The sequence below is a fragment of the Mucilaginibacter gossypiicola genome (genome assembly GCF_900110105.1).
GTDB classification, from domain to species: Bacteria; Bacteroidota; Bacteroidia; order Sphingobacteriales; family Sphingobacteriaceae; genus Mucilaginibacter; species Mucilaginibacter gossypiicola.
The window spans coordinates 202,437-221,940 of sequence record NZ_FOCL01000009.1 but is presented as its reverse complement, the minus strand read 5'-3'; the positions used below and the strand labels follow the sequence as shown (position 1 = coordinate 221,940).

The window sequence follows — 19,504 nt, the reverse complement described above, 5'->3', positions numbered from 1 at the left end:
TGACACAAAAACCACCACCATCACTTATGAACCAAGTCTTTACATCAACAGCCGTTAATTGTACCATAAGCGCCGAAAACATGCAGTTTTATACTGATGTTATCGCCGGGTTGCAAGCGGAGCCCAAGCATCTTAACTCCAAATATTTTTATGATGCAAATGGTGATAAGTTATTCCAGGAGCTCATGAACTGCCCTGAATACTATCCTACCAACTGTGAGCTGGAAATCTTTTCAGAAAAAACTGCCGAGATCTGTGACGCGCTGATTGCGGATGGAGATGCTTTTGACCTGATAGAACTTGGTGCCGGTGATGCCACAAAATCCTCTTATCTGCTTAAGTACCTCCTGGATAAACAGGCCGATTTTACTTACCTGCCAATAGATATATCTGATAACGTAATATCATATCTCAATATAACCCTGCCCGTAACTTTGCCCGGCTTAAAGATCACCGGACTTAACGGCGAATATTTTGAGATGCTGAAGAAGGCCGCCGCTATTTCGCCAAGGCGTAAAGTAGTGCTCTTTTTAGGCTCAAACATTGGGAATATGCCGCTTGATGGAGCTATTGAGTTTTGTCGTGAGCTAAGAAATAACCTGTCGGCAGGGGATATGGTACTGATTGGCATGGACCTCAAAAAAGATCCGCGGGTTATTCTTGCCGCTTATAATGACAAAGACGGCATTACCCGCGAGTTTAACCTCAACCTCTTACGCCGTATCAACCGAGAACTGCATGCCGATTTTGATGTAAGCAAGTTTGAACATTATCCAACATATGATCCCGAAACCGGAGCCTGCAAAAGCTACCTTATCAGTTTGGAGGATCAGCAGGTAACCATAGGCAATGAAAAAGTAGATTTCAAAAAAGATGAATACATCTACATGGAGATTTCCCAAAAATTCACCCTGATGCAAACCGATCAGATTGCGATAAACACAGGCTTTCAGCCGGTAGGGCAATTTTTCGATACCAAAAAATGGTTTATCGATGCGGTTTGGGTAGCGGCATAACCGCTGATTAGGAGTGATTACGTTGATTTTGCTGATACTTTAATAAGTTCAGGAAAATCAACGTAATCAGTGTAATCAATAAGCATCAACGGTTCATAATACTTTCGGGTTCAATTCCGAATCTATCAATTCGCCGATTGGTTTACTCATCAGCCATTTATGGTGATCATTTTTTTGCCATTCGTTTTTGTAGGGGGTGATGCGGGCGCCGTCGGCCATGTAAATGATGGTCATTACTTCGCGCATTTTTTTTGAGTTATTGCCAGGGGCATTGTGGATGGTAAAACCACGGTGCCAGGTTGCATCACCGGCCTTCATAGTTTTGGCTCGGGTTATTTCAAATCCTTTTTCTTTAACGTACTCATCGAAGGCTGATTCCGATTCGTCAGAAATTTCGGTGTTGAACACTGCGCCGTCAACATATGAGCCGGATGCAAAGGTTAGCATGCCCATGTCTACATTAATATCAACCAGCGGCATCCACAAGGTTACCGTATTGTTGGTATCAATAGGCCAGTAGTATTGGTCCTGGTGCCATGGGGTAGGGCCACCGCCGGGTTCTTTAAACAGTGCCTGGTCATGATAAATACGTACGTTTTCAACGCCCATCAGGTCGGCCGCAATTTTGGCCAGCCGTTTGGCCATTACAAAGGTTTTAACATCCTCGTCAACCTGCCAAAGGTTCATGATTTGCAAAAAGGCCTTGCCGTAGGTGTCGCGCTCTTCCAGTTTGCGCTTTTCGGTATTGTACCTGTCGGCAGCACCAACAATTACAGGTCGGTAAGCAGCAATCTCATCTTTTGTAAGCACTTCGTGCACAAGGGTATGGCCTTTTTCGCGAAATTCATTAATATTGTGGTTGGATAGTTTTATAAAATTATCAAGTGACGGTAAGTGAGCGATCTGTGTATTCATAGTTTTTAGGTTTATTTTTCAAAGTAAGGTTAACTTTAGTTGAAAAAAAATGAAATGAATGGTACATTTATGGGTGATTTTATCCGTAATTTGAGTTATAATTTTATTTACGTTAAAATATGCAATGATAAAAGCGTCGTACGAAGTTCTTCAGCCTACAAATACGCAATCATTTCTTGTGCGGAAATTTGATAAGCTGGCATTTGATGCCCCTTACCATTTTCACGAAGAATATGAGCTGACGTGTATTATCAATGGCAATGGCAAGCGCTATGTTGGCAGCCATATGGAGGATTTTGCGTCTGGCGATTTGGTTTTGCTTGGGCCCAACCTGCCACACTGCTGGAAACTTGAACCCAACGAAACAGTGCTCCGCGAGGCAAGTGCTGTAGTGATCCAGTTTAATGATGCTTTTTTGGGCGAGGAATTTTTTAACAAATTTGAGCTTCAGCTAATCAAAAAGCTTTTTCAACAAAGCGGTTGCGGGATATCGTTTTATGGTGAAACCAGTGCAGAAGTTAAAAAGTTGTTACTTAACCTGGTTGAGGAGAAAAGCAATTTCAGGATGCTGATAGGCTTACTGGAAGTTTTGCACCGCATGGCTTCATCAGAAGAGTATGTACTGCTTGATCAAAATCGTATTATCGGCGAGCGTTCCAATACCGAGCGCGAAAGGATCAATCCTGTATTTGCTTATCTGGTTGAAAATTTCAGAAAACATGTATCGTTAGATAAAGCAGCCAGTATTGCCAACATGACACCCAACGCGTTTTGTAAATATTTTAAAAAAGTTACCCGCAAAACATTTATGGAAACCATAATTGAGTACCGTCTTAATTATGCCATACAGCAACTGGTACAAACAGATAAACCTATTTCAGAAATTTCATTTGAAAGTGGCTTTGGCGATGTTTCCCATTTTTACAAAATGTTTAAGGCCAAAATGAACCTAAGCCCGCTTAATTACCGCAAAAGGTTTATGCACAACCTGGCAGGCGATAAAAAGTTGTCAGCATAGTTGGGAGCCTGAAGTCGTAAGTCAAAAGTCCTGAGTTATGGTTGCTTTTCCCGATTCTGACTTAATACTTAGAACTAAAGACTTGAGACTAACATCACGTTACATTAATAATGCCGCGTTTAATAGCGTAAATAACTAATCCTACTAAGTTTTTCGATCCGGTTTTTTCAAACAAACGGGCGCGATAACCTTCAACAGTGCGTACGCTCAGGAAAATTTTATCTGCTATTTCCTGGTTAGAGCATTCCTGGCAAACCAATTTAAGCACTTCAATTTCGCGTTCGTTAAGGTCGGTTTTATTATTGGGCAGGCTATCTGCCTGGTCATTACCTACCAGTTGTTTGATGAGGGTTATAGACAGGTGCTCGTTAAAATAGAAGCCCTTGTTATGGACGGTTGATACTGCTTCGATGATCTCTTCCGGCTCGGCATTTTTTAGCAGGTAGCCTGATGCTCCGGCTTTCATCATATCCACAATATATTTGTCTTCATTAAACATGGATAACGCCAGGATCTTGATGTCTTTAAAATGCTGATGTACATAGGTGGCCGTTTGGATACCGTCCATCTCGGGCATTTTAATATCCATTAATATAACATCAGGGGTTTTATCGGTTAATAAGCCTATCAGCTCTTTCCCGTTTGAAGCTTCGAGTATCAGCTCAAAATCCCCGCAATCTTCAAGGGTAGCTTTTAAACCATTTCTGAAAATTTTATGGTCGTCTACTATACCTAATTTAATTGGGCCCATTGGTTGCTTTCAAAAGTCAAATAATCAATAAATATAGGCTAATGGTTTTAACTATGCTACTTTTAATTTAATGATAGTGATTGCCCCGCTAAGCGGTTTGCTATATGTATTTATTTCACCATTAATAAGTTGCACGCGGCTTTGTAAATTTTTAAGGCCGAAGCCCTGTTTAACATCATCCATATTAAACCCCTTGCCGTTATCCTTAAACTCCATAACCAGGTAGCCGGAATCTAAAGCCATATTAAGGTTGATGACAGTAGCTTCCGAGTGTTTGATAGCATTGCCAAACAGTTCCTGTGCTATGCGGTACATGGCCAGTTCAATTTCATTGGGGAAGCGTTTATCCGCAAAGTTTTTCGAAAACTTAACTTTAATGTGGGTGTTATTTTCAACCTTGGTGCACAGCGCTTCCACGGCAACCAGTAAGCCATAGTCGGTAAGGATAGGGGGCAATACATTTTGGATGATATTCCTGATCTCCTGGATACATTCATCGGCCAGTTTGCGGGTATCCATCAGCAGGGGCTGGGTTACTTCGTTCACGCAGTTTTTGTCCAGCCGGTGCAGGTTAAGTTTGATAGCCGAAAGTACCTGGCCGACACTATCGTGCAGGTCTTCGGCAAGGCGCCTGCGCTCACTTTCCTGGGTTTCAAAAACGGCATTCATCAAATCTGTTTGACGTGCATCGTGAAGTGAGCGTAACTCCGCCTGGTTTTTAAGCATTCTCCGCTGGTACACAATCACGAAGAAGAATAAAAAAATGATCAGCACAACAACCACAAGCGTCCCGATGATCAGAACAGGGATAAGGCCGTTTTCGGATACTTGTAAGATTGGGCTGTTGTACATAGTTATTATATATGCAAACCTAAATTTATGACGTTTTTTGTTGTTTGCATAGTAAACCTATCGAATATAATATATTAGCTATAATATTCGTAACACTGTGGATCATGTAATAATTATGCTGCTCAGCTCTCGGAATGCGATCCAGGAGCATGAACAGAAAGATGTTAACTGCCGAATAAAATAATATGCCTGCGTTTATCCAAAAAAGCCCCAGTTTTTCTATGTGTATAAATTTTTGAGGGTTAAGTAATTGATAAAAATATAAGAGCGATAGGATTATTAGAAGTACACTTAATGACGTGTTGGATACTGATGGGTATTGCTGTAGATTGCGGTTATAAATAAACATTATAATGGCAACTATACATGATAGTATTATAGTGAGATTTTTTAAGATTATTTTTTCGAATAATTTATGGTATATGATTGCATAAAAGATTAAGCTTATTATGATGTAAATATGAATTACATACATATCATTCTTGGTACCGTTTTCTAATGCAATCCATAATCCAACATCGATGATGAACGAAAAAACGAATAGCGCTGAAATTATTTTCAACACACCATTAAGGTGCCGGAAATTCAATAAAGCTGCCGCAATAGGGAAAATACCCGATATTACCGAGATAATTTCCAATTGTCGCGTATAGCTGATAGACATTTTGAAAAATTTAATTATGAAGTTTTTCCGGTAAGTCTGTTTTGTGGACAACCCGATGAACCAGGGCATGGCATTGATTGTTCGCCAAGTGTATTGGATGTGGTAGCAGACATCAATGAGAATGTTTGTACACTTTCAGTTGATTTAGCTTTTGGCGCGTTTTCTTCAGGTAGTTGATCTTCGCCTGTTTCAAGAACCCCGGTTATGATAAAATGCTGCTGTCCTCCAATGTTGGCAACTACAGATAATAAAAAATTGCTTATTGCTATCCAGAATTTTTGCCAGCTGTTGAGCCTTTGATCATTCGCATAATAAATACGGATTCCCATGCAATCGGGCTGATTCAGGATGGTATTTAATATTTCGCGACCGAAAAATTGTGATATATTATCTTTAGGATTGCGGTGCCTATGGTTTTCTGTCCATTGTGCAGCTAAATCAAGTTCAATTGGTGCGCCTTCGTGGCCGGTGATAGGTGATGATGGTCTTTTTTCTTGTGTTTCCATAAAAAATAATAGCGTGTAGGGATTTAGTTTGTATAAAACTAATACTAATAAGCATCCCATTCAATGATATCCCCGGTCATATAAGCTATAGTAAGCTTTTGGATTGATTCTATATAGTTGATTGTTAATTAATTACATAGTTGTTGCGTTTTAACACCCGCGTATTATGCGTATTTTTACGTATCAGAAACTGTAATCTTACGTGGCTTAAAATTCCTGTTGATGTAGGCCTATTGTGCTTAAATCGCCCTGTTTTTCAGGATGTAAAAATGTTTTTAATATAATATCTAAATATGGATATTGTTTATTAAATTGCTTTTGATAATATATTACAAAAACCTAAAACCCGATTTTATGAAACAAGAAATGCTAATTACACAGATCAGCCCTGATCAGGTAGGCGAGTTCATCAGCGAAAGCTTTTATCAAGAGTTAACCGAAAATTTTCAGCAAAAATTCCCTACAGAAGTTAAGTCGGTAATGCTTAGCCGCGCAGCTGTTGAAACTGCTTTGAGTGGTGAAAACGTATCCGGCATCAAGTTTATGAATGGCCTTGAAGATGCCAATGATCCTTCGTCAAGAATGTTGGTGCTGATTCCTTGTAATTACACAGTAACTGCCAGTTTGCCTAACTCCATTATCAAGCAGCATGGCTTTATGACTAATACAGGTCAAATTATTTCATTGGAAAGAACATGGCAAGTATTGTTTAATCATGTATTGAACTTCAAAAAACTTGATCCGGCTATGAGCTATACCCAAATTAACCGCGGGGCATTCATGGGGAGAATATTGCTGACGGAATTTTTGGCCGCTACAACATGTGATAGCATAATTTATCATTTTGGATACCTGGTTGAAGAGAACTTGCCATATAAACTTATTATTCAACCCGCCGATGGAATAAAGATGTTTGGAGAGATGTCTGTTCCTTGTCCCGGTGGTGCAGGTTGCCCGGCCGTCACCACTTCAAACGACCCCTGCGCCCTTACCCAAATCACAACAACCATGTTGGGTAATGAAGCCGAAAGCCGCCTCAACCTGTTAAGAACTTTCCGCGACAAAATAGTAACGGATAAGTTTAGTGGTGTAGAAGTTGAAAAGTACTATACTATTTCGGCTTCCTTACTGGAAGCTATCGATAAAACACAAAACAAAGAGGCAATATTTAAAGGCCTGTACGATAAATATATTGCTTCTTCGCTTAACGCAATAAGCCAAAACGATGAGGAAACTGCTTTCGTCCTGTTCCAGGAAGCTATGCAGCACCTCACCGAAACATATCTGTATCAATAACAACCTAAAATGTGATTGCAAAGCGTCTTTCCTGCCTGGGAAGGCGCTTTCTTTTTATACAATCTTCCTCATTAAAACGTAATTCTACGTCTTGTTCATGTTGATGATACGTTTTTATATCGCGTACCACTACAGGCTATAATAGCGTAGTGGCAACGTTGATTGCGTACCTGTTTTGCCCAAACTTTGACTCAGCAAATGAGCTGCACATCAGCTTGCTTGCGGTGGAGTATGCTGAAAATCCAGTTTAAAGAGTAAGCCGGTACAAATACTAATCAAAAACTTATGAACTACATTATTAAAGGGAACCTTCGCGGTTTATTATGTTCAGACTGCGAGCTGCCTGTTGCGGGCACATCGGTAAAAGTTTACCGCCCTTCCGATCTGCAAAACGAAACCAGGCTTGCAGTGGCCGATCCCAAACAAACCTTTCACCAGGTAAATGATGATGAATTGAAAGCAAAGGAACGGCTGTTCATTACCCAGGCCGATGTGCAGGAGAACGGCGATTTCACCATCGAAATTGACGGAGGAAAATCTGGTTACGAGGGAGGTAGTATTGATGTGGATTGGTATTGCGGCAACGTCCCTTTCAAAATTCCGCTGCCTAAAAAAGGCCCGGCCCTGCAGTTTCATATTACTACGCTGCAGCCGCTGTATAAAAGCAGCCAGGAAAATGCTCAATATGCAAGATTTGATTATAAAATAGATTCCAAATGGTTTTGCCGCATCCTTACCCTGTTGGATATCTGGGTAGTTTGCGGTTATGTAAACGATTGTGAAACCCAAAAGCCAATCCCCGGCGTTAAGGTTTTTGCCTACGATGTCGACCTGCTGCAAGACGATTATTTGGGCAACGCTTATACAGATAACAACGGAAAATTCACTATTGTATATCCCGGCGACAATTTCAGGAAAACCCTATTACCATGGCTTAATGTGGAATGGCCTGCCGGTCCGGATTATTATTTCAGGGTCGAAAGCTCATCGGGTACCGTGCTCCTTGCCGAAGACCGTACCCGCGGTCGCCAGAACGACAGGCATAATGCCAACAACTGTTTCTGTGTAAAGCTTTGTATTAAGGGCGGCGGCATCATTACCAGTGATACGCCATGGTTTACATCGGTAGGTAATTTCAGCATTGCATCTGATATTGACGGCAGCGGTAAAACCCTCATGAGCAAATTTGGAGCGGGTGGCACCGGCTATGGTTTCTTCGGTTCGGTGAAGCTGGGAGGCTACGCCACCAAAAAGGTGCCCACCGCACCTGCCAGCCCGCTTTATTATCGCTTTTTGTTCTCCACGGATAATGTGAACTTTAACCCGGTAACCACTGCCCAGATGGAACCTACTGCCTTAAAGGTTGCCACCCGGCAGATCACCTGGAACGGCACTACCGCATTTCAGGATGTAGTGATCGATATTAATCAAACAGCTTCTATACCTGATAACATCCCTGCCGATAATTATCCTAACCCGATCCCTGATCATGTGCTGCACCCTGATGCTAATGGCTGGGTACGGGTTGATCAGCCTGCGCTTGATAATGGCTTTTATGGATCGCTATTTTATTTAAATACTGCTACCATTATTGGCGGCGGTGACGCCAGCGCTGGGTTAACGCCGGGTTTAGCTGTGCCCGTTGCAGATCAAAAAAACGGAAGAATGTTATATATCCAGTTTCAAACTACGGATGATCCTGCCAACCCAGCTTCGCCAAATCTTAATACACAATCGCTTATAGGTAAGATCTATGTGAACAACTGGAACGAAGTGAGCCTGCTTAAACTGGAAGAGCTTTTTGCCGGAGGGGGCAGCGGCTGTACCCCGGTAAGCGGCGTGGCACATGCCGATTACACGGTAGATCATGAACTGATAGCCAGCTGGTCGCTGGGCGTTTGGTCGAACGCTACAGGTACCGTAAGTGGCTTACCCAGCGGAACAACGCCGCGTGGCGATGCTAAAAAGTTTAACCTTGCCGCACCGGCCCCATTTGTTTTAACGCCTCCTTTCAGCGCATGGCCCTCATGTGCATATAGCCTAACCCTGACAACCTATCGCAAATTAACCACAGGCGAAAGTAATGACTGGGCAAAAACGAACCAGGTTATCTTTTGCAAGTAACCTGCATGTGGACGGGGAAGAGGGTGCCGTTGCATGTCGGCGCCCTCTCATTTTAACCGCTAAAATAATCTCAGGATGTATGAAGCCTCGTAAAGAATAAAGATGATCACCAGGGCGGCATGGAACTTCCGGTTTTCTACTTTGATAGCTATCATACACAATATGAAATGGCTGATATTGCGAATAGGATATTCGATATTGTAATGGTGTACATAAGTAGGCCCTTTTATTTCGGTATCAATAATATCAAGCAGGTAGCTCGTTCCCAAAATACCGAAGATCCACTTTCGGCGCGAGTAAAAATAGTCTTTATAACCTTGATAATCCTTCAGATCGTCGGGGTATAGGAGGGCGCAAACACTGTAATAAGTTACAATGTATATGATAATGAAAAAATACTCGGTAAAAAGCCAGTGCTTTATTTCATGCAGGCTGATCTCCCACCACCAAAAATGCAGTAGTAAGATAAACACGTAAAGTGTCCACAGGTTATGCACCCAATAAGGTTTATCCCGGCCGGGATGCTGAATTTGTTTGGCCGCTCCTTTAAGCAGGTGGGTAATGCTAAGGCCAAGTGTTATGCTGATAACAGCCTTAATGTGACTAAAGGTATCCATAGGCAGAAGTTGGATTGATAACTAAAAGTAAATATTTTAATTTATCAATCACAACAGGGCCAATTGTTTAGGTGCCGATTGTTATAAAAACATGTCATTGCGAGGAGGAACGACGAAGCAATCGCATGCTATACAGGGCGGCTATACTTCCGTGCGATTGCCACGCCATCGCTCGCAATGACAATATATAATAAGCCCCTAAAATATCGCCTCAGCAATACGTTTAGTTGGCCCGGCGTTGCTCATGGTATAAAAATGCAGTACCGGCGCACCAAAAGCAATCAGCTCTTTACATTGGTTGATCATCCATTCAATGCCAACTTCTTTAACATCCTTTTCGGTAGCGCAGGCATGGATGGCGTCACTCAAATCTTCAGGGATATCAATATGGAAGGTTTTTGATAATGTAACCAGTTGCTTTGATGTGGTGATTGGTTTTAATCCCGGAATAATAGGCACATTGATGCCATTGGCCCGGCAGCCGTTCACAAACTCTTTGTATTTATCAATGTCAAAAAACATCTGGGTTACAATGAACTGTGCACCCATCTCTACCTTTTGTTTCAGGTATTTGAAATCGGTTTTGAGATTTGGTGCCTCAAAATGTTTTTCGGGATAACCGGCAACGCCAATGCAGAAATTTGTCTTTACGGTATTGCCATGATCCTCATGCAGGTAAATGCCATTATTGAGGTTTACAACCTGTTGCAGCAGCTCGGTAGCGTAGCAATGGCCGTTAGGTGTAGGTACAAACGACGAATCTCCAAGGCGGGCATCGCCGCGCAATACCAGTACGTTTTCGATACCTAAAAACTCCAGCTCAATAAGGGCGTTTTCGGTTTCATCTTTAGTGAAACCACCGCAAAGCAGGTGGGGTACAGTATCCACCTTGTACTTGTTCATGATTGCCGCGCAGATGGCAATGGTACCCGGGCGTTTGCGGTACGAAAGTTTTTCGAGCAAGCCGGTTGGGTGCTGCTTATAAATGAAATCCTCGCGCAGGGTGGTAACATCAATAAAGGGAGGTTTAAACTCCATCAGCGGATCAATAGCATTATAAATGCCCTGGATACTCTGCCCCTTTAAAGGCGGGATCAGTTCAAAAGAAAAAAGTGTTTTGCCGTTGGCGTTTGCTATATGTTCAGGTATTTTCATTTGATCCCTAACCCCTAAAAGGGGAATTTTTTATTTAAGTTTTATAATATACTTTTTTAATTCCCCTCTTGAGAGGGGGCGCTGTGGAAATGTGTGTTGGCAGGGGTGTGTTATGCGTTGTTTATTATCGCTTTGTTAACACACCCCTCCACCCCTCTCAAGAGGGGAATCGCACTTTCCTGCGCTTTTTGCCCCGCGCTGCCGCTCGGCTCCAGCCGAGTGGCAATTATCCCAAGGCCTCTGGCCTACTATTCCTACTTCGGCGGCCAGAGGCCGCTTAATAGTTGCCACTCGGCTGGAGCCGAGCGGCGGCGTTTTTTATTTTGTGTATTTTATGTAATTAAAATTTCACCCTTACTCACCCTTTAGGGGGCCGGGGGAGGCTAATAATTAATATTCGGCCCCAACCATCTCTCCACATCCTCCAATGGCATATTTTTCCTGACCGCGTAATCCTCAACCTGGTCCTTGCTGATCTTTCCTAAACCGAAATACCTTGCCTGCGGATGTGCGAAGTAGAAACCACTTACCGATGCGGCAGGCAACATAGCCAGGCTTTCGGTTAGGTGCATGTTTGCATTGTCTTCAGCTTTAAGCAGTTCAAACAACGTGGTTTTTTCGGTGTGGTCCGGGCAGGCGGGATAGCCCGGTGCCGGACGGATACCTTGATACTCTTCCTTGATCAGCTCAACGTTGCTTAACTGCTCGCCTCTGGCATATCCCCAGTAATCTTTACGTACCAGCTCGTGCATTTTTTCGGCAAAAGCTTCGGCAAGGCGGTCGGCAAGGGCTTTGGCCATGATGCTGTTATAGTCATCATGATCAGCCTCAAATTCGGCAACCAGCTCGTCGCAACCTAAGCCGGTTGTTACCGCAAAGCCTCCGAAATAATCAGGTACACCGCTTTCTTTTGGTGCGATGAAGTCCGACAGCGCATAATACGGATCGTTCTTTACCTTTTCGGCCTGCTGGCGTAAGGTGTGTATGCGATTTAAAACAGTTGTGCGGCTTTCATCGGTATACAATTCAATATCATCACCTACGGCATTGGCAGGCCAAAAGCCTATTACGCCTTTTGCCGTGAATAGTTTCTCATCAACAATGCGTTTCATCAATACCTGTGCATCGTCAAATAGTTTTTTAGCTTCAACGCCAACAAACTTATCATCAAATATTTTAGGGTAGCTGCCACGAAGTTCCCAGGTGTGGAAAAACGGAGTCCAGTCGATATAAGGGAGCAGTTCCTCTAACGGGAAATTCTCAAATGTTTTAGTCCCGGTAAACGCAGGTTTGGGGGCTACATCACCATCAAGGCTGATCTGGAATTTACCCGCACGCGCCTCTTCGATAGTTACAAAGCGCTTATCTGATTTTTTGTTGGCATGTGCTTCGCGGGCTTTGGCATATTCATCCTTAATACCCTGGATATAACTATCCCGGTTGTCTTTGCTCATGAGACTGCTGCACACGGTAACACTGCGTGATGCATCAAGCACATGAATGGCAGCACCTGAATATTGCGGCGCCACCTTTACGGCGGCATGGATCCGCGACGTAGTAGCACCGCCAATAATAAGCGGAATTGTAAAGCCTTCGCGCTCCATTTCCTTCGCAAAATGCACCATTTCGTCAAGCGAAGGGGTGATCAATCCGCTTAAGCCAATGATATCAACGTTTTGCTTTTTAGCTTCTTCAATAATGCGTTGGGCGGGCACCATCACCCCAAGGTCAATCACCTCAAAGTTGTTACAGGCTAATACTACGCCAACTATATTTTTGCCGATATCATGCACATCGCCTTTAACGGTGGCCATTAAAACCTTACCGGCATTGGCACGCTGATCTGCATTTACATTGTTCTTTTTTTCTTCTTCGATGAAAGGCAGGAGGTAGGCCACCGCTTTTTTCATTACACGGGCCGATTTTACTACCTGTGGTAAAAACATTTTACCGGCACCAAATAAATCCCCCACGATGTTCATGCCATCCATCAGCGGACCTTCAATCACCTCAAGTGGTTTGCTGTAAGCCTGGCGTGCTTCTTCCACATCATCGTCAAGATATTCAACAATACCTTTTACCAGCGAGTGGGAAAGGCGTTCCTGAACAGTACCTTTGCGCCATTCCTCATCACGCACTACTTCCTTGCCTTTACTCTTGATGGTATCGGCAAACTCAACCAGGCGCTCGGTAGCATCCGGGCGGCGGTTAAGGAGTACATCTTCTACCAGTTCCAAAAGGTTTTTCGGAATTTCCTCGTAAACCTCCAGCATCCCGGCATTTACGATCCCCATATCCATACCGGCTTTAATAGCGTGATAAAGGAAAGCAGAGTGCATGGCCTCGCGCACGGTGTTATTACCCCTGAACGAGAAGGAAATATTACTTACACCACCGCTCACTTTAGCGTGTGGCAGGTTTTGTTTGATCCAGCGGGTGGCTTCAATAAAATCAACCGCGTAGTTATTATGCTCTTCCAAACCGGTTGCCACAGTAAGGATGTTAGGGTCAAAAATGATATCCTGCGGCGGAAAGCCCACTTCGTTCACCAAAATATCGTATGATCGTTTACAGATCTCGATCCGGCGCTCTAATGAATCGGCCTGGCCGGTTTCGTCAAAGGCCATTACTACGGTGGCAGCACCATAGCTCAGGATCTTGCTGGCATGTTCTTTGAACTTCTCTTCGCCCTCTTTAAGGGAGATAGAGTTCACGATGCCTTTACCCTGCACACATTTCAAACCCGCCTCAATCACTGTCCATTTAGATGAATCGATCATGATAGGCAGCTTGGCAATATCAGGCTCAGAAGCAACAAGGTTCAGGAATTTCACCATCACCGCTTCCGAATCGATCATGCCCTCATCCATATTGATGTCGATAACCTGGGCGCCGCCTTCAACCTGTTGTAAGGCAACAGACAGGGCCGCCTCGTAATCCTCAGCCAAAATCAGTTTAGAAAACTTAGGCGAACCGGTAATATTGGTACGCTCGCCCACGTTCACGAAAATACTTTCGGGTTTAATGGTAACCGATTCCAAACCACTCAGGCGCATATCCGGCTCAATTTGTGGGATAGGGCGTGGCGGAAACGCGGCAGCTTTGTTGGCAATACATTTAATGTGTTCAGGAGTAGTGCCGCAGCATCCACCTACAATATTTACCAGCCCGGCTTTGATGAAATCATCAACCTGGTGAGCAGTTTCGTGCGGTGTTTCGTCGTACTGGCCAAACTCGTTTGGTAAACCGGCGTTTGGATAAGCAGAGATATAAACACCTGCTTTTTCAGAAAGCTCGGCAAGGTGGGGGCGCATTTCCCTTGCGCCTAAAGCGCAGTTTAAACCTACCGAAAGCAGGTTGGCATGACTTATCGAGTTCCAGAAAGCCTCGACCGTTTGGCCTGAAAGCGTACGACCGGAAGCATCGGTAATAGTACCAGAGATCATGATACCACCCGAATTTCTGAAAGCAGGGAAGTCTTTACCGGCTGCTTTGCATTCCTGCTCATAGCGTTTTATGGCGAACAGGGCCGCCTTGGCATTCAGGGTGTCAAAAATGGTTTCAACCAATAATAAATGTGAACCACCGTCAACCAAACCGCGTACCTGGTCATAGTAAGCCTCGGCCAGATCGTCAAACGTAACGGCGCGGTAACCAGGGTCGTTAACATCAGGCGATAATGAAGCAGTACGGTTTGTTGGCCCGATGGCACCGGCAACAAAGCGCGGCTTGGCAGGGTTACGCAGGGTATATTCGTCGGCTACTTCACGGGCAATGCGTGCACCTTCGTAGCTTAGCTCATAGGCCAGTTCTTCCAGATGATAATCGGCAAGGGAAATTACCTGCGTACTGAACGTATTAGTTTCAATAATATCGGCCCCGGCGTCTAAATATTCGGCATGAATGGCCTTGATAATATCGGGGCGCGTAATATTGAGCAGGTCGTTATTGCCCTGCAGGTCGCTATGATGATCGTGAAAACGCTCGCCACGAAAATCCTTCTCCGTGAGCTGATACCGCTGTATCATGGTACCCATTGCTCCGTCAATCACCAGGATGCGTTTCTGTAATTCTTTTCTAATGTCCATTTTTTCCAGTTGGCCGTTGCCAGTATTGCAATTTGCAGCTATCGGTTTGCGGTGGGCAGTTAAGCATGTAATGATGTTGCTTAAATAAAAAAGCGACAACTGCAAACTGCTAACTTAAAACTGCAAACTAAAAGATGGCTTATCTCGAAAAGTCGGGTGTTGATATGACTTTCGCTTATCTGTCTCAGTTGCCATTGGGCTGCTGAGTAGAATGTAGCACCTTGTGAAGCACAGGTTGCTAAGACATCGCAGGGTCTAATCCCTCCGTCTTTCTCCATAAGCACCGCAAAGTTGCGCAATAAAGTTGTCATTTGCAAGTGTATAACACAGCCCTAATCTCATCGTTAAGCCACATTGTTAAACAAAAAAAGCCGCCTTTTGCGGAGGCAGCTTTCTGATTTGATTTCTTTGGGATGATTATCTTCTTCTGCCGAATAAACGGAGGATCATGAAAAACAGGTTGATCAGGGTGATGTACAGCGTTAACGCGCCCATCAGAGCAAGTTTTTTCGAACTGGCATCGCCATATTCAATGCCTGCACCAATGCGTTTAAGCATTTGCATATAATAGGCAGTTAAACCAGTAAAAACAGCTATACCAATGTAACTGATAATGTAGCTCATTTGCTCACTATGCATAAAGAAGTTAGCCAATGAAGCTACAAATATACCGATGAACAGAATGTACATGATTGAGCCAAACTTGGTTAAATCCATTTGGGTAGTGTAACCCGCTACGGCCATGATACCGAAAGTTACCGATGCGGTAATGAAAACACCTAATATTGATGCAGACGTATAGATCAGAAATATCAGGCTTAAGCTTATACCAATAAGCGTAGCGTAAGCTACAAAAAGCAGCACCAGTACCGGGTAAGAGATACGGTTATAGCCAAATTGCATTACTAATGAAAATGCCAAAGGCGAAAATAAGGCGAAATAGCCAAAGCCTGTAAGACCACCGACTGGAGCAACAATAAGGCTAAGCAGTCCCATGTTTAAAAACAAAAATACTGTTATTGCCGAAACGCCAAGCGCCACGAACATCCAACTGAATACGCCGGCCATAAACCTGCGTGAAGAAACTTCTGATTGATCCCTAACTTCGATAATATTATCGTAGCTGTATTTAGATTCTTTAAATTCCATTTTGTGTTAAAAATTATAGTACGAATTTATGAATAAAAAGTGAATGTAGAGTGAAGAAAGGAGAGGAAAGAAGCAAGACTTCAAGAGTCAAGAACCAAGAAAGTTTTTGTAAACGTCTTGTCTCTTGATTCTTGATCTCTTGTCTCTTAAATCTAATTCAACCGCTTCATCAACTGCTCTTCTACCTTTTTGAAAACCTGTACAGGTTTCAACGCCCGCCAGCCAAGGTTATCCAGCTCGCCGCCGAAGTTGATGTAATAGTCGATGTTGTTGCTTTTAAACTCCTCTATTACATGCTCGCGGAAGTTGATGCCTGCTATCCAGCCATCCTCTACATCCTGGAACCACTCTTCGTAATAACAGTCATCGCTTGAGTGAAAGTTGAGTACATTTTCGCCTATCAGGATAAAATGGCTGATGCCATTATCTATCATCAAATCGAGCAGTTCACGCTTTAGCAGCATGATGTCGTTATTGATGGCATCGTTCCATTCGCCTATAAGCTCAATAATGGTGTAGCCTTTATCATAATCGGCAAAAAGCACTTTAAGGTAAAGTGTATTAGAGCCGAACGAATCCCATTGTGGGTGCAACAGGTAATTGTATACCTGCTTATCAAATTCAAACTCGCTGTATTCTGTTGCATAAAAAGGCGAAAACTCATCTTCAGATGCTACGTAGTCATCTCTCCAGCGGTAATATGGTTCAATATCGTGCATTGTGTTAATTCCAAATTTGTCTGAACCCGAATTTTTTGAATTGAGGAATTTATCGAATGCCGCTTTGCATTTTCAAATCTTCAAATCAGTACATCTTCAAATCCAGTTTATTTTTTAAAATAATGATCAACAGCGCTCCGTACGCTGCCGTATTGTTTGAGTAACCTGGCTGCTTCTTCTTCGCTCAGCCCGGTTGCTTCCATTACCATGTGGGTGCCCCTGTTCACCAATTTATGGTTGCTCAATTGCATATCAACCATCCTGTTTCCTTGTACGTGGCCAAGCTGTATCATCACGCTTGTGCTTAGCATATTCAAAACTAATTTTTGCGCGGTGCCGGCTTTCATACGGGTTGAGCCGGTTAAAAACTCAGGCCCTGTTACCACTTCAACCGGGTACTTTGCCACTGCCGCCACCGGGCTTCCACTATTGCAAACTATACAGCCGGTAACTATATTATGTTCATTAGCCGTTTTTAAACCGCCGATAACATATGGAGTAGTACCGGAAGCTGCTATACCAACAACCACGTCTTTATCATTTATATTAAATGCCTGCAGATCGATCCAGGCTTGTACTGCATCATCTTCGGCAAACTCAACCGCTTTACGGATAGCACCATCGCCACCTGCTATTAATCCCACTACCATATCAAACGGAACGCCGAATGTTGGCGGGCATTCTGAAGCATCAACCACACCCAACCTACCGCTGGTACCGGCACCTATATAAAACAAACGGCCGCCATTTTTCATCCTCTCGGCAGTGATAGTTGCCAATGCTTCTATTTGCGGTAAGGCCTTTTCCACTGCCAGGGGAACGGTTTTATCCTCGTTGTTAATGTTTTCTAAAATTTCCCTTACGGTCTGTTTTTCGAGGTTTTTATAGTGCGATTCCCTTTCGGTGGTGGTTTCCATAGCCTATTTTTAAATAATTTATAACAAAATTCGGTAAAAATCATCAAATGCAAGGGCGCAGGTAAAAATTATTGGCCCTGCAATTGTTAACTTTGTGTTATAAGTTATGAAGAGGACCGCGGGTGTAATTTTCCGGACAATGATCCTGCTATTTTTGGGGATAATGATAGGCTTACTGCTTAACAGGGATTTTGCGACCCATAACCTCGGCCTTTCGTTTACGGCCAACAGTAAAATAGCCAAAGTGCTGCAATTAGTTGACCGCAACTATGTTGACAGCGTTAACATTGACAGCATTGAAGGAGTTTCGGTAAATAACCTGCTTCAAAACCTCGATCCACATTCGCTTTATTTACCCAAACAACAAGCGCAGTCTATCAATGAGCGCTTAGACGGCGGCTTCAATGGCATCGGTATCGAATACCAGTTGCTGCGCGATACCCTGATCATTACGCAGGTTTATGCCGGTGGTCCGGCCGAAAAAGCAGGCTTGCTGGTGGGCAGTAAAGTGATTAATGTTGATGATAAAAAGTTTTCGGGCAGTAAACTGACAGCTATCCGTATAAATGGCGTTTTCAGGGGCGAAAAGGATGCCGAAATAAAATTGACTGTAATACCTCCACTGGACAAAGATTTAAAAATACTTACTGTTAAGCGAGGCCATGTTGACCTAAGTAGTGTTGATGCCGCTTACATGGCCGATGCCACAACAGGTTATATCAAGATCAGTAAATTTTCGGCAACAACTGATGTTGATTTCAGAAAGGCCCTAACCGTTTTGAAAACAGATGGTATGAATAAATTGCTGCTCGATTTGAGAGGCAACGGTGGCGGCTACCTTAACGCGGCAACCTCACTGGCCGATGAATTTTTAACTGAAGGTAAACTGATAGTGTATACCAAAGGCATTCACGAACCCCGTACTGATTACTTTGCTACAGATTCGGGCATGTTTCAGAAAGGAAAAGTAACCGTACTTATTGACGAATATTCGGCCTCGGCAAGCGAAATTTTAGCGGGTGCCCTGCAGGATTTGGATCGGGCCACTATTGTTGGTCGCCGGTCGTTTGGAAAAGGTCTGGTACAACAGCAGTTTGCATTTGATGATGGTTCGGCAGTAAACTTAACAGTAGCAAGATATTATACTCCGTCGGGTCGTTCTATCCAAAAGTCATACAGGAACGGGGTAGATAGCTATCGAAATGAATTGGCCCAGCGTATGCAAAAAGGCGAACTTTTTTCAGAACAAAGCAATCTGAACGATAGCATTTTTAAAGGAACACCATCATATCATACCTCAAGCGGGCGCAAAGTTTTTAGTGGTGGCGGTATTATGCCTGATGTGTTTGTTCCTGCTGATACCAGCAAGTTCACACCGCTTATTCAGGATTTGAGCCAGCAGCAATTGTTTACCGCATACGTTATTGATCGCCAGCAACAATTGCTGAAAAAATATCCTACAGAAGCTGAGTTTTTAAAACAATACGCCGTTAGTAATGATGACGTTGATAAATTTATCCTGTACGCTTCGCAAACCATTAAAGAAATGGACTCCAACGAGATAAGGAATTCCAGGGAGCCCATTAAAACTATTCTTAAAGCCCAGGCGGCCCGCTTTAAATGGGGTGATAATGCCTACTTTAAAGTGATCAATGCTGATGATGTAGCCTTTAAAAAAGGGTTGGAGCAGTAAGGGGCTAAAGAGAACTCTTTATAA

At 43.4% G+C, this 19,504-nt stretch carries 15 protein-coding genes and 1 riboswitch; of the genes, 5 read left to right on the top strand and 10 right to left on the bottom strand.

Going from position 1 to position 19,504, the window contains the following annotated elements; translation table 11 throughout:
* Positions 1-26: 26 nt before the first annotated feature.
* Positions 27-1,016 carry an L-histidine N(alpha)-methyltransferase gene (locus tag BMX50_RS25800; RefSeq protein WP_091216846.1) on the top strand — a complete coding sequence of 330 codons (990 nt, stop codon included), beginning with the start codon at positions 27-29 and terminating at the stop codon, positions 1,014-1,016.
* Between the two features lie 93 nt (positions 1,017-1,109).
* Here BMX50_RS25800 and BMX50_RS25795 read toward each other — a convergent pair whose 3' ends face one another.
* Positions 1,110-1,931 carry a phytanoyl-CoA dioxygenase family protein gene (locus BMX50_RS25795; RefSeq protein ID WP_091216841.1) on the bottom strand — a complete coding sequence of 274 codons (822 nt, stop codon included), beginning with the start codon at positions 1,929-1,931 and terminating at the stop codon, positions 1,110-1,112.
* Between the two features lie 124 nt (positions 1,932-2,055).
* On the opposite strand from BMX50_RS25795, the gene BMX50_RS25790 reads away from it, so the two are divergent.
* Complete coding sequence (locus BMX50_RS25790) at positions 2,056-2,949, top strand: AraC family transcriptional regulator (RefSeq protein WP_091216837.1); 894 nt, start codon at positions 2,056-2,058, stop codon at positions 2,947-2,949.
* A gap of 94 nt (positions 2,950-3,043) precedes the next feature.
* Here the strand turns inward: BMX50_RS25790 and BMX50_RS25785 are convergent, their stop codons facing one another.
* The 3 genes from BMX50_RS25785 to BMX50_RS25770 form a co-directional block, all read right to left on the bottom strand.
* Positions 3,044-3,700, bottom strand: a complete 657-nt coding sequence (locus tag BMX50_RS25785; protein WP_091216833.1) for a response regulator transcription factor — start codon at positions 3,698-3,700, stop codon at positions 3,044-3,046.
* A 51-nt stretch (positions 3,701-3,751) separates the two neighbouring features.
* Positions 3,752-4,552 carry a sensor histidine kinase gene (locus tag BMX50_RS25780; RefSeq protein ID WP_091216829.1) on the bottom strand — a complete coding sequence of 267 codons (801 nt, stop codon included), beginning with the start codon at positions 4,550-4,552 and terminating at the stop codon, positions 3,752-3,754.
* Positions 4,553-5,230: 678 nt separating this feature from the next.
* A complete protein-coding gene (locus BMX50_RS25770) occupies positions 5,231-5,722 on the bottom strand; it encodes a hypothetical protein (RefSeq protein WP_091216821.1) in 492 nt (163 codons plus the stop codon).
* Positions 5,723-6,076: 354 nt separating this feature from the next.
* On the opposite strand from BMX50_RS25770, the gene BMX50_RS25765 reads away from it, so the two are divergent.
* Positions 6,077-7,018: a hypothetical protein gene (locus tag BMX50_RS25765; protein WP_143065267.1), complete on the top strand. Its 942-nt coding sequence runs from the start codon at positions 6,077-6,079 to the stop codon at positions 7,016-7,018.
* Between the two features lie 285 nt (positions 7,019-7,303).
* Positions 7,304-9,142, top strand: coding sequence for a hypothetical protein (locus tag BMX50_RS25760; protein ID WP_091216813.1), 1,839 nt, complete (start codon positions 7,304-7,306; stop codon positions 9,140-9,142).
* A 59-nt stretch (positions 9,143-9,201) separates the two neighbouring features.
* On the opposite strand, the gene BMX50_RS25755 is transcribed toward BMX50_RS25760, so the two are convergent.
* The 6 genes from BMX50_RS25755 to murQ all read right to left on the bottom strand — a co-directional run bounded on the left by BMX50_RS25755 (position 9,202) and on the right by murQ (position 17,787).
* Positions 9,202-9,759 carry a hypothetical protein gene (locus BMX50_RS25755; protein ID WP_091216811.1) on the bottom strand — a complete coding sequence of 186 codons (558 nt, stop codon included), beginning with the start codon at positions 9,757-9,759 and terminating at the stop codon, positions 9,202-9,204.
* A gap of 198 nt (positions 9,760-9,957) precedes the next feature.
* The gene (locus BMX50_RS25750; RefSeq protein ID WP_091216806.1) at positions 9,958-10,914 is read right to left on the bottom strand and encodes a methylenetetrahydrofolate reductase; all 957 of its coding nucleotides are present in this window, start codon (positions 10,912-10,914) and stop codon (positions 9,958-9,960) included.
* 383 nt (positions 10,915-11,297) lie between these two features.
* Entirely contained in the window at positions 11,298-15,002 is a 3,705-nt protein-coding gene (gene metH / locus BMX50_RS25745; RefSeq protein ID WP_091217015.1) for a methionine synthase, read from the bottom strand.
* Positions 15,003-15,174: 172 nt separating this feature from the next.
* A riboswitch (SAM riboswitch) is annotated at positions 15,175-15,285 on the bottom strand.
* Between the two features lie 134 nt (positions 15,286-15,419).
* Entirely contained in the window at positions 15,420-16,151 is a 732-nt protein-coding gene (locus BMX50_RS25740) for a Bax inhibitor-1/YccA family protein (protein WP_091216802.1), read from the bottom strand.
* A gap of 152 nt (positions 16,152-16,303) precedes the next feature.
* The gene (locus tag BMX50_RS25735) at positions 16,304-16,870 is read right to left on the bottom strand and encodes a hypothetical protein (protein ID WP_091216799.1); all 567 of its coding nucleotides are present in this window, start codon (positions 16,868-16,870) and stop codon (positions 16,304-16,306) included.
* A gap of 107 nt (positions 16,871-16,977) precedes the next feature.
* Entirely contained in the window at positions 16,978-17,787 is an 810-nt protein-coding gene (murQ, locus tag BMX50_RS25730) for an N-acetylmuramic acid 6-phosphate etherase (protein WP_091216795.1), read from the bottom strand.
* 106 nt (positions 17,788-17,893) lie between these two features.
* Here murQ and BMX50_RS25725 point away from each other — a divergent pair, with 106 nt between their 5' ends.
* On the top strand, positions 17,894-19,480 hold the full coding sequence (locus BMX50_RS25725) for a S41 family peptidase (RefSeq protein ID WP_091216791.1): 1,587 nt from the start codon (positions 17,894-17,896) through the stop codon (positions 19,478-19,480).
* Positions 19,481-19,504: the final 24 nt, after the last annotated feature.